At 37.5% G+C, this 22,130-nt stretch carries 19 protein-coding genes and 1 tRNA gene; 14 read left to right on the top strand and 6 right to left on the bottom strand.

Annotated features, from left to right (window positions below; translation table 11 throughout):
- Positions 1–6 precede the first annotated feature (6 nt).
- A complete protein-coding gene (locus tag AAKU52_RS11120; RefSeq protein WP_354333384.1) occupies positions 7–147 on the top strand; it encodes a transposase in 141 nt (46 codons plus the stop codon).
- Between the two features lie 286 nt (positions 148–433).
- Here AAKU52_RS11120 and AAKU52_RS11115 read toward each other — a convergent pair.
- Positions 434–507, bottom strand: a tRNA-Asn gene (locus AAKU52_RS11115).
- Between the two features lie 134 nt (positions 508–641).
- Here AAKU52_RS11115 and AAKU52_RS11110 point away from each other — a divergent pair.
- Positions 642–1,556 (top strand): PfkB family carbohydrate kinase, encoded by a 915-nt coding sequence (locus AAKU52_RS11110; protein ID WP_354333380.1) that lies wholly within the window; start codon positions 642–644, stop codon positions 1,554–1,556.
- A 49-nt stretch (positions 1,557–1,605) separates the two neighbouring features.
- Here the strand turns inward: AAKU52_RS11110 and AAKU52_RS11105 are convergent, their stop codons facing one another.
- Together AAKU52_RS11105 and AAKU52_RS11100 are read right to left on the bottom strand one after the other, a co-directional pair.
- The gene (locus AAKU52_RS11105; RefSeq protein ID WP_354333378.1) at positions 1,606–1,842 is read right to left on the bottom strand and encodes a cytochrome b5 domain-containing protein; all 237 of its coding nucleotides are present in this window, start codon (positions 1,840–1,842) and stop codon (positions 1,606–1,608) included.
- The gene (locus AAKU52_RS11100) at positions 1,829–2,518 is read right to left on the bottom strand and encodes a lycopene cyclase domain-containing protein (RefSeq protein ID WP_354333376.1); all 690 of its coding nucleotides are present in this window, start codon (positions 2,516–2,518) and stop codon (positions 1,829–1,831) included. The genes AAKU52_RS11105 and AAKU52_RS11100 overlap by 14 nt, the downstream gene beginning before the upstream one ends.
- A 327-nt stretch (positions 2,519–2,845) precedes the next feature.
- Here AAKU52_RS11100 and AAKU52_RS11095 point away from each other — a divergent pair, with 327 nt between their 5' ends.
- From AAKU52_RS11095 to AAKU52_RS11080, 4 genes are read left to right on the top strand one after another with little or no spacing between them, the layout of a single operon-like run.
- A complete protein-coding gene (locus tag AAKU52_RS11095; protein WP_354333374.1) occupies positions 2,846–4,021 on the top strand; it encodes a hypothetical protein in 1,176 nt (391 codons plus the stop codon).
- A gap of 15 nt (positions 4,022–4,036) precedes the next feature.
- Positions 4,037–5,275 carry a quaternary amine ABC transporter ATP-binding protein gene (locus AAKU52_RS11090; RefSeq protein WP_354333372.1) on the top strand — a complete coding sequence of 413 codons (1,239 nt, stop codon included), beginning with the start codon at positions 4,037–4,039 and terminating at the stop codon, positions 5,273–5,275.
- A gap of 1 nt (position 5,276) precedes the next feature.
- Entirely contained in the window at positions 5,277–6,101 is an 825-nt protein-coding gene (locus AAKU52_RS11085; protein ID WP_354333370.1) for an ABC transporter permease, read from the top strand.
- Positions 6,102–6,132: 31 nt separating this feature from the next.
- A complete protein-coding gene (locus AAKU52_RS11080) occupies positions 6,133–6,999 on the top strand; it encodes a glycine betaine ABC transporter substrate-binding protein (protein ID WP_354333368.1) in 867 nt (288 codons plus the stop codon).
- A 252-nt stretch (positions 7,000–7,251) separates the two neighbouring features.
- On the opposite strand, the gene AAKU52_RS11075 is transcribed toward AAKU52_RS11080, so the two are convergent.
- Together AAKU52_RS11075 and murB are read right to left on the bottom strand one after the other, a co-directional pair.
- Positions 7,252–7,782, bottom strand: a complete 531-nt coding sequence (locus AAKU52_RS11075; protein WP_354333366.1) for an RNA polymerase sigma factor — start codon at positions 7,780–7,782, stop codon at positions 7,252–7,254.
- A gap of 172 nt (positions 7,783–7,954) precedes the next feature.
- Entirely contained in the window at positions 7,955–8,971 is a 1,017-nt protein-coding gene (murB, locus tag AAKU52_RS11070) for a UDP-N-acetylmuramate dehydrogenase (protein WP_354333364.1), read from the bottom strand.
- A gap of 147 nt (positions 8,972–9,118) precedes the next feature.
- Here murB and AAKU52_RS11065 point away from each other — a divergent pair, with 147 nt between their 5' ends.
- From AAKU52_RS11065 to AAKU52_RS11045, 5 genes are all read left to right on the top strand, one after another.
- Positions 9,119–9,733, top strand: a complete 615-nt coding sequence (locus AAKU52_RS11065) for a TetR/AcrR family transcriptional regulator (RefSeq protein ID WP_354333362.1) — start codon at positions 9,119–9,121, stop codon at positions 9,731–9,733.
- A 113-nt stretch (positions 9,734–9,846) separates the two neighbouring features.
- Entirely contained in the window at positions 9,847–10,443 is a 597-nt protein-coding gene (locus AAKU52_RS11060; protein ID WP_354333361.1) for a TetR/AcrR family transcriptional regulator, read from the top strand.
- A gap of 31 nt (positions 10,444–10,474) precedes the next feature.
- Positions 10,475–11,797: a TolC family protein gene (locus AAKU52_RS11055; protein WP_354333359.1), complete on the top strand. Its 1,323-nt coding sequence runs from the start codon at positions 10,475–10,477 to the stop codon at positions 11,795–11,797.
- On the top strand, positions 11,794–12,858 hold the full coding sequence (locus AAKU52_RS11050) for an efflux RND transporter periplasmic adaptor subunit (protein WP_354333357.1): 1,065 nt from the start codon (positions 11,794–11,796) through the stop codon (positions 12,856–12,858). Before AAKU52_RS11055 ends, AAKU52_RS11050 begins: the two co-directional genes overlap by 4 nt.
- Before the next feature lie 12 nt (positions 12,859–12,870).
- Entirely contained in the window at positions 12,871–16,065 is a 3,195-nt protein-coding gene (locus tag AAKU52_RS11045; protein ID WP_354333355.1) for an efflux RND transporter permease subunit, read from the top strand.
- Between the two features lie 75 nt (positions 16,066–16,140).
- On the opposite strand, the gene lpdA is transcribed toward AAKU52_RS11045, so the two are convergent.
- Complete coding sequence (gene lpdA / locus AAKU52_RS11040; protein ID WP_354333353.1) at positions 16,141–17,547, bottom strand: dihydrolipoyl dehydrogenase; 1,407 nt, start codon at positions 17,545–17,547, stop codon at positions 16,141–16,143.
- 208 nt (positions 17,548–17,755) lie between these two features.
- Between lpdA and AAKU52_RS11035 the strand changes: the two genes are divergently transcribed.
- The 3 genes from AAKU52_RS11035 (at position 17,756) to AAKU52_RS11025 (ending at position 22,094) form a co-directional block, all read left to right on the top strand.
- Positions 17,756–19,633 (top strand): CocE/NonD family hydrolase, encoded by a 1,878-nt coding sequence (locus AAKU52_RS11035; protein WP_354333351.1) that lies wholly within the window; start codon positions 17,756–17,758, stop codon positions 19,631–19,633.
- Positions 19,634–19,639: 6 nt separating this feature from the next.
- The gene (locus AAKU52_RS11030; RefSeq protein ID WP_354333349.1) at positions 19,640–21,298 is read left to right on the top strand and encodes a M1 family metallopeptidase; all 1,659 of its coding nucleotides are present in this window, start codon (positions 19,640–19,642) and stop codon (positions 21,296–21,298) included.
- Positions 21,299–21,359: 61 nt separating this feature from the next.
- The gene (locus AAKU52_RS11025) at positions 21,360–22,094 is read left to right on the top strand and encodes a head GIN domain-containing protein (RefSeq protein ID WP_354333347.1); all 735 of its coding nucleotides are present in this window, start codon (positions 21,360–21,362) and stop codon (positions 22,092–22,094) included.
- The last annotated feature ends 36 nt before the right edge of the window (positions 22,095–22,130 follow it).

The following is a 22,130-nucleotide window of genomic DNA, read 5'->3' as shown; positions in this document are numbered from 1 at the left end:
CAAACCATCCTGAACTACTTTGATAGCCGTTCCACAAATGCTTCAGCCGAGTCATTCAATGCCAAAATAAAGGCATTCAGAAGCCAGTTTAGAGGAGTAAGAAGCACTGAGTTCTTCTTATACCGCCTTACTCAACTTTATGCCTAAAAACATCCTTAGTCCACAACTTTTTGACTTGATCCCTAATTTCCCCATTTTTTAACATGAAAAATTGCGTTTACGGATACCGGAAGTCCTCCATTACGGGATTTTTTCTGTTAAATATTTGTAGAACATTTTCGTTAAGCCTTCCAGTTTTTACTGTAAAACTTGACAAGATGTGGCAATTGAAAAGATGTTGGAATTAGGGAAACTTCCTATTTTGTAAATAATAAACCCCATCCTATAAATTAGAATGGGGTTTTTGTATGATCTTCAGACTTGAAAATCTGAGCTCCCGAAGCTGGGCTCGAACCAGCGACCCTCTGATTAACAGTCAGATGCTCTAACCAGCTGAGCTATTCGGGATCCTTTTCCCCTCTGCGCTTTGACTCTGATTTGAAGCAAGCCTCGATCGTTTTGGGAATGCAATGTTAGGGCTTTTAAATTATTTATGCAATCTTTGCAGTGAAAATAATTTAAAATAATTTTAATATTTATATATGAGCCTGATTATCATAGGATCTGTAGCTTTCGATGCTATAGAGACTCCCTTCGGAAAAACCGATAAAATAGTAGGTGGCGCAGCAACTTATGCTGGTTTAGCTGCATCTTACTTTTGCAAAAAGGTAAAAATTGTAGGTGTTGTAGGTGATGATTTCCACCAAAAAGACATTGATGCCTTGCAAAAACATGGCATAGATACTGAAGGTTTACAAATTAAAAAGGGAGAAAAATCCTTCTTTTGGTCGGGCAAATACCACAATGACATGAACAGCAGAGATACGCTGGTTACGGAACTTAATGTACTAGCAGATTTTGACCCCATTATCCCAGAAAGCTACCAGGACTGCGAATACCTGATGTTAGCTAACCTTGCGCCTAAAACACAACAAACGGTTATCCAACGACTAAAAAATAGGCCTAAACTGATTGTAATGGATACCATGAACTTTTGGATGGACATTGCGATGGAAGATTTATTGGAAACCATTAAAATGGTAGATATCTTAACCATTAATGATGCTGAAGCACGCCAGTTGTCAGGAGAATTCTCTTTAGTTAAAGCAGCAGCGAAAATCCTTCAAATGGGACCTCAATATTTGATTATTAAAAAAGGAGAGCACGGCGCTTTATTATTCCATAAAGACCAGGTTTTCTCAGCCCCTGCCCTTCCACTTGCAGAGGTTTTTGATCCAACAGGTGCTGGCGATACTTTTGCAGGTGGCTTTATTGGCTATTTGGCAAAAGTTGGCACCATAAATTTCAACAACATGAAAAATGCCATCATCTTTGGTTCCGCATTAGCTTCTTTTTGTGTAGAAAAATTTGGAACAGAAAGAATCTTGAATTTAACCAAGGAAGAAATTGAAGTACGCATTAAAGAATTTGTAAAGCTGAGCTCTTTTTCAATATAAATAACATTATAATATATGGGCGCCGCAATATTTTGCCGGCGCCTTTTTTTTAAACCTTCAATCTCCCTACAGGTTTAAATTTCTCAAATACAGTTTCACTATGGGGTGCGTCGGCAAGTTCTTCCGTTAAATCCTGACCTGCCCAATGCTCATAATGCTTGCCATTACGCCACAAGCGGCTTTCAGTTACTTCATAAATCAAACCCTGGTAAGCTACCCATATTTGCGGCTTATCCTGACCATTTCGCAGCGCCAATTGTTGCTTGGTATAATCAGGCAGTTCCATAATAGCGGCGTTTAAAATATTCAAATAAGTAAATGGCTGATAAAATTATTATCCCCAAAAGGAAATAATTTTCAAAAGGCACCGCTATGAGTTTAAATTTCATTGTATAGTCAAAGTTATAAACTACTGCATCAGCGCTATCAAGCAAAAGCTGCAAAACTTGAAAAACTGCAAAAAGTACAATAAACACACTATAAGTCCGATAAAATCTATACATAAACCGGTCCTTATTCACATATTCCACATAAAAAAGCAAGAGGAGTAATAGAGAAAAAGTTACAACGGCATAAGCCTTGGTATAGGCAAAAAAGATGACCGCAACAGATAAGCCTAGTAAAATATTACTCAGCGCTAAACTGTATTTTTCTAATTCATTTTTCGGAAATCGGCCATTTAAATAGTTGTAGACTACTAAAACAGCCAATGGCAAGGTGAAACAAAGTAGCGCAGATTCCATAGGAATCTCAAAAAAGGAAACATCACTACCCTTAAGCTGATCGTAGCTATTAACCTTATAACGTGTAAGGGTTAGTTTAACGAAAACAGCAGCAATTCCGGTAATGATTACACCAGGCAAATAAGCTTTCCAGGCTTTAAAAACGTGCACCTTTTGATCGAAGTACAATAATATGGAGATAAAAAGTAAAATAAGGTTGAGTAATAGGCTATTATTCATTAAATGTGGCTGAAGAATTTTTTTAAAGTAACGCCAAAGATAAAATAAAAATGCTTTTGCTTGCGCCAAAACTGATAGGAATCGACACCTCGACAAACTACTTTTGGGACTAAAAATTGACATTTAGGCAAATTTTCCGTAGGTTTGCAACGTTTTAATCTAAACACCCACTTATGGCAAACAATCTGTTGCCAAAAATCAAATAAAAAACAGCAAAAATACTGTTTTAATAACTTAGGGTGATCACTCTAATCTTACAATTACTAATGTTTTATTTAAAGCATTTTAAAATATGAGGCAATTAAGCCGACATATACAATATCTTTTATGGTAAAAAAAATACAGCACTTCATATGCGGCTTAATATTAATCGCATTTACGCCCTTAGCATTAATCGCACAAATTACTACATCACTACAACAAGATACAATAATAATCCCCTCAAAGCCTGATAAACCTATACTAAAAATAGGTGGCGCCGTAAGATTCAACTACAACCTCTCTTCCTGGAAAAAAGAACAAGTAAAAAGAGGTGGCGATTTTGGCCTCGATATGTTTCGGATCAATGCAGATGCCTCTTTTAAAAACCTTGACCTTCATGCAGAGTATCGCTTTTATTCCAAAGATTTTGGAGGAAGTTTTCTAAAGGAAGGTTATGTAAGGTATAAATTCAACGATAGTACCAATTTGGACATCGGACTAGTTCAAAATCCATTCGGAAACACAACGTATAACTCCCATAACTGGTTTTTTAACCTTCCTTATTATGTTGGTTTTGAAGATAAATTCTCTATGGGTATCAAGTTTCACCAACGCAAAAGAAACTGGATATATGAGTTGGCCTTCTTCAAAAATGCAATGGAATTAAACTTTGGGGATAAATCAGAAATCGATCCCTCCAGGTATTCCTATGATGTGGCCGGAAGAAATAAAGAAGTTAACCAGGGTAACCTAAAAACTGAATATTTATTAGCTGATGATAAACGAATAGGAATATCAGGAATGGTTGGAGGTGTTTATAATATCCCCACAGGCAGAATGGGGGCCAGATGGGCAGGTGCATTGCATACTGATTTGACTTTTGGAAAACTGAACGTTAAACTTCAGTCAATGTATTACCAGTACAATCTTTCAGATTCCATAAACCACAAACAGGTTGTAGACCTGGCAGCTTATGGTGCTACCTACCAGGTTGCACGAAAAGCCTATTTACACACCGCATCTTTCGCTTACACCCAACCTGTAAAAATGGGCCCTGTTACAGCGCTTACTTTCTATGAGAACTATTCTTATATGGATAAGCCTCAAGCTGGCTTTACTGACACACAAATGAATGTGGTAGGCTGCATGATCAGTGCTGGAAATCTGGTTACCTATGTTGACTGGGCAGCTGGAAAAAATCAGCCCTGGCTTGGTCCTGAATGGCAAAATGGTTTGTCCTCAGGTAACCCAGATTCAAAGTGGAATAGCCGTTTTAACATCAACATTGGCTATTATTTTTAATTTAAAGAGAACAAAATGTCTAAACTTAATATAGAAAACCTCACCCTAATATTTGGAAAAGAAAAAGAGGAAGCGCTTGCGCTTTTAAAACAAGGAAAAACCAAAGCAGAAATCCTTAAAGAAACTGGTTGTACAGTTGCAGTAAAAAATGCCAACTTCCATATTGATGAGGGTGAGTTTTTTGTAATTATGGGCTTATCTGGAAGCGGTAAATCTAGTCTGCTGAGGTGTTTAAACAGGTTGATTGAACCAACTTCTGGTAACGTCATTCTAAACCGGGTAAATATTACCAGCTTAGGAGAATTAGAATTGCAGCAGGTACGCCAAAAGGAAATGGCCATGGTTTTCCAGAATTTCGGTCTTTTGCCTCACCGTTCAGTAATCGAAAATGTAGCTTTTGGCTTAGAATTACAGAACATCCCCGAAAAGGAACGACAACTAAAGGCACAAACAATAATTGATCTTGTTGGCCTGCAGGGGTATGAAGACCAGCATACCGCTGCGCTCTCTGGTGGGATGCAACAACGCGTTGGACTGGCACGGGCATTAGCCAATGATCCTGAAATCTTACTCATGGATGAAGCCTTTTCTGCTCTTGATCCGCTTATTCGCACCCAGATGCAGGATGAGCTGATTGACTTGCAGAAGAAAATGCACAAAACCATTGTTTTTATTACCCATGATCTTGATGAAGCTATCCGCCTAGGCGACCGTATCGCCATTATGAAAGATGGGGAAATCATACAAATTGGCACCCCGGAAGAGATTTTAACAAACCCAGCTACGGATTACGTATCCTCTTTTGTAGAAAAAGTTGATCGTAAATCAATTATTACCGCAGCCAGCCTAATGTTTGAAAAACCAACAGTTGCCATCTTTAGAAAAGATGGTGTGGAAGGCTGTCTGCGTAAAATGCGTTCCTCTGGATTAACTTCATTGCCGGCCGTTTCGGTTGACAAGCATTTTCTCGGTTTCGTCTATTTAAAAGATGTGCTGGAGATAAAAGCTAAAGGCCATCACACCATAGAGGACGCAATTATTAAAGATGTACCTGTAGCCTACCCAGAAAACACGGTAGAACAAATGCTACCTTTTATCGCAGAAAACGGAAGAGCAGTTCCTATTGTCGATAAAGAAACGAATATACTGCTTGGCATTGTTGCCCAAACCTCTTTACTTATTGAGACTACCGGTTCCTCCTGGGAAAATGTAACAGGAAACTCAATAGCTAATCTTCAAAAAGAAATAAAATAACATGATACATATAGGACCTTATATAGAACAATTTATAAATTGGCTAACCAGTAATTTTGGCCCTTTTTTCGACCTCATCAAAATTGTAGTGGAATCCATTGTTAATTCAGTAGAATGGGTATTGCTGTTTCCACCTTTTTATATCATCATTCTTCTTATTGCCTTTCTGGCCTGGAAAAGAACAGGTTGGGGCGTTACCTTATTTACTTTATTAGGGTTAAGCTTCATTTGGGCAATGGGTTATTGGGAACAAACAATGGCAACTTTGGCGCTCATATTGTCATCAGCTTTTATTGCTTTACTAATGGGTATACCACTGGGTATTTGGGCAGCTAAAAACCTTGTTGCAGGAAAAATAATCAGGCCTTTGCTTGACTTTATGCAAACTATGCCTGCTTTTGTATACCTCATTCCTGCAGTTTTGTTCTTCGGACTAGGGAAAGTGCCTGGAGCATTTGCAACCGTCATATTTGCCATGCCGCCAGCAGTGCGTTTAACCACACTTGGAATTAGCCAGGTCCCTAAAAATATTATTGAGGCTACACGGTCCTTCGGGGCAAGCTCCAGACAGTTGCTCTTTAAAGTGGAGCTTCCCTTAGCCCTGCCTACCATATTAGCTGGTGTAAACCAAACCATTATGATGGCACTTTCTATGGTAGTAATCTCTGCTATGATTGCTGCAGGAGGACTTGGCGAGGTTGTTCTAAAGGGAATTACTCAACTAAAAATAGGTTTGGGATTTGAAGGAGGAATTGCGGTTGTTATTCTTGCCATAATCCTAGATCGCATTACCCAATCTTTTGGCGTAAATAAAAAAGGAATATAAAATAAATATTTAACTGGTAAAACAAATTACAATGAGAAAACTGATTAGCGGACTATTTATAGCATTGACAATGAGCATGATTTATTCTTGTACAAGCAAAAATGACGAGAAAAAAGTAACTATAGCCTATGTTAACTGGGCTGAGGGAGTAGCAATGACTCAATTATCAAAAGTATTACTTGAAAAAGAGGGATATACTGTCGTATTAAAGAACGCAGATGTCGCTCCTGTTTTTGCAGCAGTTGCTGGCGGTGATGCCGATATTTTTATGGATACCTGGATGCCTATTACCCATAAAGAATACATGGATAAATATGGTTCAAATCTTGAAATTTTAGGAACAAATTTTAAAAATGCACGGATTGGCTTTGTTGTCCCTGAATATATGACCATAAATAATATTGAAGAGTTGAATGCTAACGCATCAAATTTGAAAGGCAAAATTATTGGTATTGATGCTGGTGCTGGTATAATGAATAAAGCTGAATTAGCCGTAAAAGACTATAAGCTAAACCTTGAACTGCAAACGGCAAGTGAAGCCGCAATGTTGGCTACACTAAAGAAGAGCATTGATGCAAAACAACCAGTTGTTGTTACCGGATGGTCGCCGCATTACATGTTTAGCAATTTCAAGTTAAAATTTCTAGATGATCCAAAAGGGATTTTCGGGAATATTGAGACTATACAAACTATTGGCAACAAAAAATTCGTGGAGTTAAACCCCGAAGTGGCTGCATTTTTCCGGAATTTCCAGCTTTCTGATACCCAATTGGGGTCATTAATGGCTGCTCTTGAAAGCAATAGCAATGAAAAAGCTGCTATTGAAAAATGGATAAAGGAAAATGAGGAGTTGGCAACACAATTAGGCAGCACACTTAAGTCAGCTGCAATAAAATAATTTAATTCAAGTTAGGATTGGCAAGTCGTTGGCAGGTCCTTGCTAGGTCGTTGGTAGGTCCTTAACGCAATCATGAGACCTACAAAGGACCTGCCAACAACCTGCCAGGGATAGCCCAATCTTTAATGAAAACACAAGGTAAAATGACTGTATTCATCCGAGTGTTTATATAAAAAAAGTAAAAAATGTAATTGCACAAAAAAGGCTGTCAGCATTGTAAATGCGACAGCCTTTTTCAATAGGTGTTTATTTTTAAACTATATTAGCACCTAAAATTTCTTTAGAGTAAGTTTTTAAATATTTTTTTAGAATTTGGCGGGCAACATGAATCCTGGTTTTAACGGTACCAATAGGAATATTTAACATGATAGCAATTTCATGGTATTTATATCCTTCAAAATACTTTATAAATGGCACATAGTATTCGGGTTGTAGTGTAGCCATCGCTTTATTGATATCACCCATTACAAATTTACTATCGCACTGATTTTTACTTGCACTATAATATAAATTTGCAGAAGAAATATCATCTGCCTGGGTAATCATAGCATTCTTTTTTACCAAACGTCTGTAATTGTTGATAAAAGTATTTTTCATGATGGTAAACAACCACCCTTTTAAATTTGTTCCTTCCTTAAACTTACTATAATACGTTACCGCTTTTAGCATAGTATCCTGCACTAAATCGTTTGCATCTTCAAGGTCTTTGGTGAAATTTAAAGCGAATGACTGTAAAGAATCTGAATGGTTGTGTAACTGAAGATTGAATTCATTTTTAGTCATAATGTTTTAATTTTTAAAGGTTAAAAAAAAATCAAACAAACTGAGCAAAATCAATAACGCTATTAATTTTGTTTAATTTACTATACTAAACTTTACACAACATATGTACCAAAAAACCTAAATACTTGGGTATTTAAGTTAAAAATAGCCTAAAACAGGGAAATTAAGCTGATCATAAAACATTTACTTCTCTTTCCAGCATAATGCCAAATTTCTGGCATACCACATTAATTATCCTTTCTGAAAAACTATACACTTCTTGTCCTGTTGCATGACCATGGTTCACCAGTACTAAGGCCTGGTTTTTCCAGGTTCCGGTTTCCCCTGCAACAATTCCTTTAAAACCGCAGCTTTCAATTAACCAGCCTGCAGCTAATTTAAAACACTCGTTACCTACCGGATAATTTACTACTTCTGGGAAAGATTTTTGAATTTCTTCCAGCTTACTTCTTTCAATAACAGGATTTTTAAAGAAACTTCCCGCATTACCAATTGTACTTGGGTCTGGAAGCTTACTCACCCGGATTTCAGCAACAACTTTGGAAACATCGGCAATGGTTGGCGATGAAATATTCCTGTTCGCCAATTCAGTTTGTATGGCCCCATAGGTAGTATTCAGAACAGCTTGCTCACTTAATTTAAAACTTACTGAGGTAAGAATATATTTACCCTTCAACTCACGCTTAAACACGCTATCTCTATAACCAAATTTACATTCTTCGTAAGTGAAGTCCTTTTTTTGTCCGCTAGCAATTTCAAATGCCGTACAACTATAGAAAACATCTTTTAGCTCAACGCCATAGGCGCCAATATTTTGTATCGGCGATGCCCCAACTGTTCCAGGAATTAAACTTAAGTTCTCTACTCCAGCTAAGTTATGCTGAACACAATACAGCACAAGGTAATTCCACACCACGCCGGCTCCAGCTTTAACAATAACCCCTGATCCCTCGCGGCACTTTGAAATACCAGGAATACTAATTTTGACTACCACACCAGGGAAATCTTTAGTAAATAAAACATTGCTACCACCGCCAAGAATCAACAGTTGTTCGGTTTTCAAGAGCGATGAGCTTAAAAACTCTACCAGATCTGCTTCACTAAAAATTTCGACAAAATACTTTGCATTCACAGCAATCGCAAATGTATTGAAGGGTTTTAAAGAGATATTTTCTTGAATTAACGGCATGTATCAATAATTTTTTTTACTGCAAATGTAAATGTTATGGCTTTAAATAGCGGGGAATTCAATATTTTAAAAAATAATACATAATTTACATCACTATTATTATAAATGTAAGATCAACTATTCTAAAAATGAATATTTAAGCTTAAAATGGAAAATCAGGATAAAAAAAGAATTTTAATTATAAACGCAGCATTGAAAAGGTTTGCTCATTATGGTCTTGCAAAAACCACTATGACAGAAATTGCGAAAGATATTTCTTTTTCAAAAGCACTTTTATATTATTACTTCCCTGATAAACTGAGTTTATATGTAAACGTTATTGAATACTTGATGCATGCGATAAGTAAAGATGTGATTAAATCTGTAGAAAAAACAAAAACCACTTCAGAAGGAATTCTAATGCTCCTGCTTAAACGACAGGGTTATATACAAAAGTATTATAACCTGATGGAATATTCAAAGTATACCTGTGCCGATTTACCCGGCGATCTATATGATAAATTTACCCGCGCAAAAGAGTTTGAATATAAAATCATCACTTCTTTGCTTGACCGAGGTGTTGAAAATGGTGAATTCATTTTACCTGACACCTCTTTTATTACCGAAATCTTTGTTGGTGCCCTCTCGGGTATTCACTTTAATATCTTAAATAAGGAAAAAAAGATTTTCCCCGACCAAAGCCAGTTTAAACAAATCTTTGTTAAAGAAAAACGCTTTGCCGAGATTTTTATCGCAGGCCTAAAATCAAACACATTGTCATAATTCCGTAACTTTTAATATTATTCTTTTAAGAAATACTTAAACTGAAAAATAATGGCAGTACTTTTGACCTTAATAATAAAAAAGTCAGAAGGTAAAAAGGTAGAAAAGTACAGATGGATAAAAAGAAGGAACTGATTATAGAGGGGGCGATTAAACGCTTTATACATTACGGGATTAATAAGACCACAATGAACGAGATAGCAGATGATTTATCTGTTTCAAAGCCTTCTTTATATTATTATTTCCCCGACAAAGGAAGTTTAATACAAGGTGTAATCAATAAAGTATTTGACGATTATTATGATTTATTAAGTAAAGAAAAACCAGAAAATTGTTTAGAAGATAAATTGGCAGGCATTATAGATATAAGACATCGGTTTTTCCAGAAATATTACATGATGCATCTTTCATTTGGCAGCAGCGATGCTTCTTTCAATACGGAGGAACTAAAAAAACTCCTTATTCTAAAGAAAAAGAAGGATATAGAGTATTATGGTGTTCTACTACAAAAAGCAATGGATTTGGGTGAAATCGAAGCAGGAGATAGTCTGAATTTAGCAGAACTCTATTTACAAAGTTTATCAGGAATTACTTTTATATGTATCATGCATGGAAATAAAGAACTCATGCCAACTAAAAAGGAATTGAAACTTTTACACGAGAAGCAGCAACAATTATCCAAAATATTTATCAAAGGATTAAAGAATTAAATAATAGCCCAATTAAGCCCTTATGAATCGAATGATCAAACAAATAAAATTAATCCAGCTGATATTACTGGGTTTATTTTTTACAGAAGTGGCCAGCGCCCAACAGCAGCTGACATTAAAACAAGCCTTGAATTATGCTGTTGAAAACAGCGAGAATATTCGTAAATCCCGCTTGGATATTGATGGCGGAAGATTCAAAACCGAGGAAATCAGGTCGCAAGCCTTGCCGCAACTTACCGGAAATAGCTCCTTAACCTATAACCCAATAATCGGACAATTGGTTATTGGTGATCAGTCTTTTCAATTAGGCAAAAAATGGAATGCAAATGCTGGGATTCAATTAAACCAGCAGCTTTTTAACCAACAGGTGTTTACCGGTTTACAAGCAGCAAAGAAAAGTGAAAGGTATTATAATTTATCTGCTGAATTAACAGAAGAACAGATTATTGAACAAGTAGCCAACACTTATTACCAAGTGCTAGTTAACAGACAAAAGCTGAATGTAATTGACACCAACATTAAGAATGTTAAAGTGGTGGAAAACATTATTGCAAACCAGTACAAAAATGGCCTGGCCCGAAAAATTGATGTAGACCGCATTAAAGTAAACCTCACAAACCTGCAAACACAGCAAGAACAAACTCAAAATGCAGTAACCCAACTAGAGAACCAGCTAAAGTTTTACATCGGTATGCCTGTCCATACCGCCATCGTGCTGCCTTTAACAGAATTAAGTGAGGCAATTACCTTACCTGAATTAGCCGATAGCGTAAGTTTGGATGGAAGAACCGAAATAAAGTTACTAAATGTACAACAAGACCTGCTTAAGCTGCAACGCAAGGCTTATGTTTCAGAATATTACCCCACTCTTGCTTTAACGGGTAATTTATCTTACACCGGACAGAGTGATAAATTTGATCTTTTTAAATCAAACGGGTCTGCTTTTTGGTATAATGCCTCAGCAATTGGTTTAACGCTAAAAATTCCTATTTTTAATGGATTTGCCACTCGTTCCAGGATTCGCCAGGCTGATGTTGAACTTAAAAAAGCAGCTGAAGACAGAAGGCAAACTACAAACTCCTTAAACATGGCTTATGAAAACGCCAAAATTTCTATAAGAAATAGCATTTCAACTATTAATACCCAACGAGAAAATGTTATGCTGGCACAAGAAATTTATAAGAGCACGCAAAACAACTATAACAATGGCTTAGCGGTGCTAACAGATCTTTTAGATACAGAAAACGCCTTAACAGAAGCACAAAATAGTTATACCCAGGCATTGTTGAACTATAAAGTTGCCGAAATACAACTCATCAAATCAAACGGAAATATAAAATCACTATTAAAATGAAAAGAGGAATTATTATAGCTATTGTAATTATTGTTGCACTTGGAGGTATATTTTTCATATTGAACAACAATAAAAAGAAGAATGATGCAAAAACTGCTATTGTTGCTCAAGGTAGTGGTGCCGTTACTGTGCGTATTGCACAGGTTAAAAAAGAACCTGTGAACCTCGATTACAGTGTTAATGGAACTTTTACACCTATTAAAGAGCTTAATTTCTTATCGGAGAATGCAGGTCGTGTAAGCAAAATTTATGTGGAAGAAGGTGACTATGTTAAAAAAGGACAAGTATTAGCACGTATAGATGCTGAAATTTTAAATACAGACAGAGAGACTGCAGAAGCTACGCTTCAAAATGCTTTAAGAGATGAATCTCGTTATAGCAGTTCTTTTAGTACTGGCGGGGTAACGCAACAACAATTGGATCAGGCTAAGCTGACTGTAAAAAATGCAAGATTAAGATTGCAGGCTTCGCAACGCCGCGTGAGTGATGCGAACATCAAATCGCCTATTAATGGATTTGTAAACAAAAAATACATTGAAGTGGGTGCTTTTGTTAATACGCAAGGCACACAATTATTTGAACTGGTAGACGTAAGTAAACTTAAATTAAAGGTGAATGTAAACGAAAGCCAGGTGGCCAATTTAAAACTTGGGGATCCTGTACAAATTAAATCAAATGTTTTTCCAAATAATGACTTTTCAGGTCGTGTAACGTTTATTGCACTTAAAGCAGACAACTCACTAAACTTCCCCATTGAAATTCAAGTGGAAAACAATAAACCCAACACCATTAAAGCAGGTATGTATGGCACTGCCATTTTCAAATTCCCTGCTCAGGCTCCAGCCATTACCATACCACGTGGTTCTTTTGTGGGTAGTGTAAGCAGCAACGAGGTCTTCGTTTTGGAAAATGGAAGTACAGCCAAATTGCGTAAAGTAACTGCAGGAAGAATCATTGGGGAGAAAGTAGAAATTCTTGATGGATTAAAAGATGGAGAAACAGTAATTGCAAGCGGCCAAATTAATTTAGTTGATGGTTCAAAAGTGGAACCTTTAAAATAAACATAACACCTGATGAAGATTACAGAAATATCTATCAAACGTCCATCCCTTGTTATCGTAGTCTTTACGGTACTCACCTTACTGGGCCTGTTAAGTTACTTTTCCTTAAGCTATGAATTGCTGCCGAAGTTTTCTAATAATGTAGTTTCTATCTCTACTATTTATCCTGGAGCATCACCGAGTGAAGTTGAAAATACGGTAACGAAAAAAATTGAGGATGCCGTATCCTCCATGGAAAACATTAAAAAACTGAACGCAGTTTCTTATGAGAGTTTATCTGTGGTTACCATTACCCTAAATGATAAAGCCGATGTAGATTTATCATTAAATGAGGCACAAAGAAAAGTAAATGCTGTTTTAGCAGATTTACCGGAAGAGGTGAAGGCTCCCTCATTGAATAAATTCTCATTGGATGACCTTCCAGTAATCACCATGTCGGCTTCGGCAAACATGGATGATGCTACTTTTTACGATTTGATTGACAAGCGTATTGCGCCAATTGTATCTCGTGTAAACGGTGTTGCCCAGGTAAACTTAGTTGGAGGACAGGAACGTGAAATTTCGGTAGGACTTGATGCCAATAAATTACAAGGTTACGGTTTGTCTATTTTACAAGTACAACAAGCTATTTTAACCTCTAACTTGGATTTTCCTACCGGAAGTGTTAAAACCCAAAATCAGGATATTCTGATTCGTTTATCAGGGAAATTTAAAAATGTTGAAGAATTGCGTAACCTCGTTATTTTTACCAACAAAACTGGTGCACAGGTACGTCTTGGTGATGTTGCCGATATTCAGGATACACAACAGGAGGTTGAAAAACTTGCTCGTATTGACCGTAAAGGTGCCATTGCCATTCAGATCATTAAACAATCTGATGCCAATGCCGTAGAAGTGAGTAAAGGCGTACATAAAATTATTGAAACCCTTCAAAAAGATTATAAGACTAATAAACTAAAAATTAATATCGTAAATGACAGTTCTATTTTTACCCTGGAATCTGCCGATGCAGTAATTCACGATTTATTGCTGGCTATTGTCTTAGTGGCCATTGTGATGCTGTTCTTCTTGCACAGTATACGTAATGCCTTAATTGTAATGATCTCTATACCAGCATCATTGATAGCAACTTTTATTGGCATTGGCCTTCTGGATTACACCTTAAACCTGATGTCTTTACTAGGTTTATCTCTTGTTGTTGGTATTTTAGTAGATGATGCAATTGTGGTGCTGGAAAATATTTACAGACACATGGAAATGGGTAAAAACAGGGTGCGTGCAGCCTATGATGCTACCGCCGAAATTGGTTTTACGGTGGTTTCTATAACCTTGGTTATCGTTGTTGTATTCTTTCCAATTGCCATCAGTTCTGGTTTGGTTTCTAATATATTAAGACAGTTTTGTGTCGTGGTCATTATTGCCACTCTCCTCTCCCTTCTAACCTCTTTCACCATTGTTCCGCTGTTATCATCACGTTTTGGTAAACTGGAAAAAATTGAAGGTAAAAATGCATTTGGCCGCTTCATCTTATGGTTCGAAAAGCAATTACATAGTTTCACTGGTTGGATTACAGGAATTTTAACCTGGTCTTTGAACCACAAGGCAATTACTTTAGGAATTACCTTCTTGCTTTTAGCCAGTTCTTGTAGTTTGCTAATTACCGGTCAAATTGGTACAGAGTTTTTTCCAAAAAGTGATAAAGGCGAATTCCTTGTTCAAATTGAACTTCCCAAAGATGCTTCAATTGAACAAACTAATTTTGCTACTCAAAAAGCAGAAGCTTTCTTAAGTAAAAAACCTGAAATAATACAATTGATTACTACAGTAGGGCAGTCTAGTGGTGATTTTGGAGGTACACAGGCTACAGCCTACAAATCGGAGATCAACGTAAGATTGGTTGATCGTAAAGACAGAAAAGATGAATCCAGTATTTATGCAACAAAAGTAAGTAGAGAACTGGCCAAACAATTACCAGGCACGAAAGTGAAAACTGTTCCTATTGGTATTTTGGGTATTGCAGAAAATGCACCTATTGAAATGGTAGTGATGGGTGCAGACCTTGATAGTACTTTAAAATATGCTGCAGCGGCAAAGGTTGTACTCGAAAAGATTAAAGGCTCTGCAGAGATTAAATTATCTGTAGAAAAAGGTAGTCCGGAAATTAACGTTCAAGTTGACCGCGATAAAATGGCCGCCTTGGGCCTAACGCTTCAAACCGTTGGTGGCACGATGCAAACGGCATTTAGTGGAAATACAGATGGTAAATTCCGTAAGGGAGAGTATGAATATGATATTAACATTCGCTACCAGGCATTTAACAGAAAAAGCATTAAAGATGTGCAAAACCTGATCTTTATTAATAATGCTGGCGAGCAGGTTAAGCTGTCGCAATTTGCCGATATTAAAGAAGGATCAGGCCCTAGTCAGCTGGAACGCCGTGACAAAAGCACTTCAGTTTCTGTGAAAGCGCAGTCTATCGGTCGCCCGACAGGTACTGTTGTAGCCGAGTTTCAGGCTGAATTGTTAAAACTGGAGAAAGAAGGTAAATTAATGAAACCTGTAGGTGTAAGTTACCTCTGGGCTGGTGAGCAGGAAAACCAAAGTGAAGGTTTCGGTACTTTGGGTATAGCCTTAATGGCTTCCATTATTTTGGTATACCTGATCATGGTGGCCCTTTACGACAGTTTTATGTATCCTTTAGTGGTGATGTTCTCTATTCCGCTATCGGTAATCGGTGCATTACTGGCGCTTGCCTTAACCAATAACTCGCTGGGTATTTTCACCATTCTCGGTTTAATTATGCTAATTGGTTTGGTGGCAAAAAATGCGATCATCCTGGTCGATTTTACCAACCAGATGAAAGCAGAAGGTCGCAGTACCAGAGAAGCGCTAATTTTAGCTAACCATGCACGTTTACGTCCAATTCTAATGACAACCATTGCCATGGTGATTGGTATGCTACCTATTGCATTGGCCAGTGGTGCTGGTGCAGAATGGAAAAATGGTTTAGCCTGGGTTATTATTGGAGGCTTAACAAGTTCCCTGTTTTTAACGCTGATTATTGTACCGGTAATGTACCAGGTATTTGACAGCATAATGGAACGCTTCGGCTTCAATAAAAAAGGCAAGACTATAGAAGAATTTATGGTTGAGCCTTATACACATAAAGAAGTAAAAGAATATGATGTTGATGCCTCTCACATCTAACCGATAAATTCGCTATAAAAACATAAGGCCTCATCAATTTGAATTGATGAGGCCTTTTTTAATGAGCTTAAGCTTTTAAATATGAATAGCTCTATTTTCACTAGCCGCCATAGCAGCTTCTTTCAATGCTTCTGTATAAGTTGGGTGAGCATGAGAAATTCTGGCAATGTCTTCTGCAGAAGCACGGAATTCCATGGCTAATACAGCTTCGGCAATGATATCTGCTGCACGCGGACCAATCATGTGTACACCTAAAATTTCGTCTGTAGTGGCATCTGACAATACTTTTACAAAACCATCCGTATCCATACTCGCTTTCGCTCTTCCACTTGCTTTGAAAGGAAAAGACCCCGTTTTATATTTTATTCCTTTTTCTTTTAACTGCTCTTCGGTATAACCCACAGCAGCTACTTCTGGCCAGGTATAAACTACACCAGGAATCAGGTTGTAATTGATATGTGGTTTTTGACCAACTAAACGCTCAGCAATATAGATACCTTCATCTTCTGCTTTATGCGCCAGCATGGCTCCTTTAATAACATCACCAATGGCGAAAACCCCTGGCACTGTAGTCTCCAAATGTTCGTTTACCGGAATTTTATTACCGCGTTCTTCAGTTTTGATGCCAATATTTTCTAAACCTAAGCCTGCTGTATAAGCCGTTCTGCCTACTGCAACAATACAATAATCAGCTTCCAGCGCTACTTCTTCGCCTTTGGCATTAGTTGCAGTCACGGTAACTTTATCCCCTTTTACGGTAGCGCCCGTTACTTTGTGGCTCATATAGAACTCCATGCCTAAAGATTTCTTTAGCACACGCTGCAATTCTTTTCCCAAACCAGCATCCATTGTAGCGATGATAGTTGGTAGAAATTCAACAACAGTAACTTTAGTACCCAGACGTGCATAAACAGAACCTAATTCTAAACCAATTACGCCTCCACCAATAACAACCATTTGTTTTGGAACTTCAGTAAGGTTTAACGCTTCCGTAGAAGTAATGATACGTTTTTTATCAATAGGTAAAAAAGGAAGTGCAGTAGGTTTTGATCCAGAGGCGATAATCACATTTTTTGCGGTTATCGTTTCAGTAGTACCATCTTCTTTAGTGATTTTAATGGTATTCTTATCAATAAAAGAACCTACACCTTGAAAACTGTCAATTTTATTTTTTTTGAAAAGATATTGTATACCCGCTGTATTTTGTGCCACCACATCATTTTTTCTGGCAATCATTTGTGGCATATCAACCTGTAAGTCTTTAAGCAATATGCCATGGGTAGAAAAAGTATGTGCGGCATTATGAAAATGCTCTGAAGAATCTAATAATGCTTTTGATGGAATGCAACCTACGTTTAAACAGGTACCGCCAAAAGTTTTATATTTCTCTATTACTGCGGTTTTTAAGCCTAGTTGAGCACACCTAATGGCACCTACATATCCACCAGGACCAGAACCAATAACAACTACATCGTATTGCATATATTAAAAGTTTTTTTGTATCTAACAAAGTTAATAATCCAAATACAAATAAGGCATCTGCCTGGAGTTATTCTCATTTTATGTAACTAAGTTGACTTGCTGTTTGTGTTGATATTCCTGTTTTTTTGGAGATGTAATGGTTTCGCTCCGAAAAAACATGCGTTAAGTCCTATTTTTTGTAATTTTAGGGTATCAAATCTCCTAAAGAATGATTCATAAAAAAAACTTATTAATTTCATTTATCGCACTATTTATAGGCTTTTCTTCCTTTGCGCAACAAACTGATTCTGCCTATATCAGAGCTAACTTTGTGAAAATAGAACGAAACATTCCTATGCGGGATGGGATTAAGTTGTTCACCGCCATCTACATACCCAAAGAAAAAGCTAAAAAATACCCAATTTTACTTAACAGAACCCCTTACACCGTTTCACCTTACGGAGAAAATAATTATAAAACCAGTTTAGGCCCATCTTCTCTCCTTTTAAAAGAGGGCTTTATTTACGTTTACCAGGACGTACGTGGAAAATGGAAGAGTGAAGGCGATTTCGTTGACGTTAGGCCACAAATAGCAAAGAAAAAAGGAAAGAAAGACATTGACGAAAGTTCAGACACCTATGACACCATTGATTGGCTGCTCAAAAATGTGGCTCCAAATAATGGAAAAGTAGGTATTTACGGTATATCATATCCGGGTTTCTATTCCACGACGTCTTTACCGGGGGCACACCCCGCTTTAAAAGCTGTTTCTCCTCAAGCTCCCGTTACAGATTGGTTTATGGGTGATGACTTTCACCATAATGGTGCATTTTTCCTGTCGGATGCATATAACTTTTATTCCACTTTCGGTGTTCCTCGTCCAAAACCTATTACCCCCGATAAAGGACCAAAATCTTTTCAATTCCCTATTAAGGATAATTACCGTTTTTTCTTAGATCTTGGTGCATTAAAAAATGCAAATAAAAAATATTTTGGCGATAGCATCAAGTTTTGGAATGACCTTATGGCACATGGTACTTATGATGATTTTTGGAAGGCCAGGAACATCCGCACACACCTTAAAGATATCAAACCAGCAGTATTAGTGATTGGTGGCTTTTTTGATGCCGAAGATACTTATGGTACCCTCCACACCTACCAGGCCATAGAAAAACAAAACATCAAAGCGAAAAACAACTTGGTTATGGGGCCATGGTTCCATGGTGCCTGGGTGAGAAGTACCGGAGAAAAGTTTGGTGATATTGAATTTGGACAAGCAACAAGTACTTGGTACCAGCAAAATGTTGAATTCCCATTCTTCATGCATTACCTTAAAGATACCCCAGATTTAAAACTGGCTGAAGCAACTGTATTTATTACTGGAAGTAACCAATGGAAGAGTTTTGATACCTGGCCACCAAAAGAAACAGAAAGCAAAACCCTCTATTTCCAGTCAGACGGTAAGTTAAGTTTCACAAAACCAACTACAACAAACAGCTTCGATGAATATGTGAGTGATCCAAATACGCCTGTGCCTTATCAGGATGGTGTTCAGGAGCGCAGAACCCGCGAATACATGATTGATGACCAAAGATTTGCTGCCCGAAGGCCTGATGTAAAAGTTTATCAAACAGCAGTTTTAACCGAAGACATCATGCTTACTGGACCCTTAACCGCAGATTTATCCGTTTCCACTACTGGTACTGACGCAGATTATGTGGTTAAATTAATTGACGTTTACCCCGAAGATTCGGAGGCCCCTAAAGTAAATCCAAAAGGGATAATAATGGGCGGATACCAGATGTTGGTACGTGGAGAAATTATGCGTGGCAAATTTCGTAATAGTTTTGAAAACCCTGAGCCTTTTGTTCCAGAAGAAGTTACTGCCGTAAAATATGCTTTGCCTGATGTTGGACATACTTTTAAAAAAGGACATCGGATTATGGTTCAGGTACAAAACTCCTGGTTCCCACTTGCCGACCGTAACCCACAGCAATTTATAGACATTTACAAAGCTGAAGATAAGGATTTTCAGAAAGCACAACATCGCATTTATCATGATGCCGATCATACTTCTGGCTTAACGGTAACTGTTTTAAAGCCTTAAATATTAATGAAAAACTATAGCTATACCGTCCTTTTTTTATTGCTGAGTGCCTTTACAGCAAAGGCACAACTGATGCAGGAGAAAAAAACATTTACTCGTGCAGACTCACTTAGGGGTACTTTAACTCCCCTGCGTACTTGTTATGATATCAATTATTACCATTTATCGGTGAAAGTAAACGTTGATGAGAAATTCATTTCTGGAAATAATGAATTTGTTTTTACAGCAGTTCAGGATTTTAAAAAACTTCAGTTCGATCTTTTTGAAAACATGAAAGTAGAAAAGGTTGTTTATAAGGGACAGGAGCTGCCCTTTACACGGGAACTTAATGCAGTCTTCCTCACTTTCCCAACAACTATAAAAAAAGGTACGCAAGAAAAGTTTACCGTTTTCTATTCAGGCTATCCCATTATTGCTAAAAATGCACCATGGGACGGTGGATTTGTTTTTTCTACAGACAAATCCGGAAAGCCCTGGGTTACCGTTGCTTGTCAGGGTTTCGGTGCCAGCAGCTGGTGGCCAAATAAAGACCACCAAAGTGATGAAGTGGACAGTATAAGGATTAGTGTCAGCGTTCCAAAAGGCTTGAAAGAGGTATCCAACGGACGCTTGCGCAGCATAGTTGAACAGCCTGATGGCTGTACCCAATTCAACTGGTTTGTCGCCAATCCAATTAACAATTACAATGTTACTTTTTATATTGGTGATTATGCCCACTGGACTGATGAATACCAGGGAGAAGAAGGAAAATTAACAATTGATTACTGGGCTTTAAAGGAAGATAGTTTAAAGGCAAAACCCCACTGGGATCAGGACGTTAAGCCTATGCTCAAATGTTTTGAAAATTGGTTCGGTCCTTATCCATTTTATGAAGATGGCTATAAACTGGTTCAGGCACCACATTTAGGCATGGAACACCAGAGTGCGGTGGCTTATGGCAACCAGTTTAAAAATGGCTACCTCGGCAATGACCTTTCTGGCTCAGGCTGGGGTTTAAAATTCGACTTTATTGTTGTTCATGAAAGCGGGCATGAATGGTTCGGAAATAACATTACCTCCAAAGATGTGGCAGACATGTGGATTCATGAAAGCTTTACCAATTATTCTGAAACGCTTTATACAGAAATGCAAAATGGTAAATTAGCGGGTACTGCTTATGTGAAGGGCATAAGAGATAAAATCGCCAATGACAAACCCGTTATTGGTCCTTATGGAGTTAATAAAGAAGGTTCGGGCGACATGTATTATAAGGGTGCCAATATGATTCATATCATCAGACAACTGATCAATGATGATGAGAAATTCAGGTCTATTTTACGGGGGTTGAATAAAACTTTTTACCACCAAACGGTTACCACCGCTACAATTGAAAATTTCATTGCGAAAGAAAGTGGCTTAAAATTGAATAAGATTTTCGATCAATACCTGCGACATGTAGCTATACCTGTTTTTGAATATAAAATCAGCAAGGGTAAGCTTTTTTACCGGTGGGAATCGGAGGTAAAGGATTTTGATATGCCGATAAAGGTTGCGCTTCAGCAAGGTACCTTTAGTTATGTTTACCCATCCAAGCAATGGAAATCTACGAAGATTTCGAAATCCATTAAGGAAAATGAGTTTCAAATTGACCCTAACTTTTATGTAGGCGTAAAAATCTCAAAATAATTAGCGTTGTGCTGCAACATTTATGGAATGATGTGGTCTTATATAAAATAAACTTACTAAAATGATGAAAACATTAACTAAACTATTATGCTTTGCTATAATCCTGACTACTGTCAATGTACAGGCATCTGCTCTTTTTAATAAAGACCATTTTTCAGTAAAACAGAATGAGGAAAGGCAAATCGGCAATTTCAATGGTGTTGCAGTAAGTGGCTCCATCAAAGCGATCATTAAAATAGGCACGAAAGAACACATCAGACTGGAAGGAGACCAGGATGCTATTGCACAACTGATTACTGAAGTAAAAGATGGTATACTGATCATCAGACCAAGAACAAAATGGATGGACTGGAACAGAAAATTCAATAATTCTAGAATTACGGCTTATATTACGGCAAAGAAGTTGAATTCATTGACCATGAGTGGTTCTGGAAGTATTGAAGTTCAAAACCCTGTTGTGGGAACAGAACTTTTCACAACATTGAGTGGATCGGGGAACATTAAGGTAGCAGCAGATGTAAAGTCGTTTAACGCGGTTATTAGTGGCTCTGGAAATATCGCTGTTAGCGGCAAAGCCAACGAAGCCAATATCACGATTAATGGTTCAGGTAGTGTGAAAGGAACGGCATTTTCAGTAGCTGTAGCGTCAACAACAATCAGTGGTTCGGGCTCTATTTACGTTAACGCAACCAAAAAAATCAATGCCAAAACATCAGGCTCCGGAAGTGTTTATTATTCTGGAAACCCTGCAGTGGATAAAACCGTAATTGGTTCTGGTGGCGTTAAAAGAAACTAGTACCAATTTTTGATCATAAAAAAGGGTCTTTCCATT

Origin of the sequence: Pedobacter sp. CG_S7 (assembly GCF_040544395.1) — a bacterium.
In the GTDB taxonomy this organism is placed as follows: Bacteria; Bacteroidota; Bacteroidia; order Sphingobacteriales; family Sphingobacteriaceae; genus Pedobacter.
This window is presented reverse-complemented; position numbering and strand designations above follow the sequence as displayed.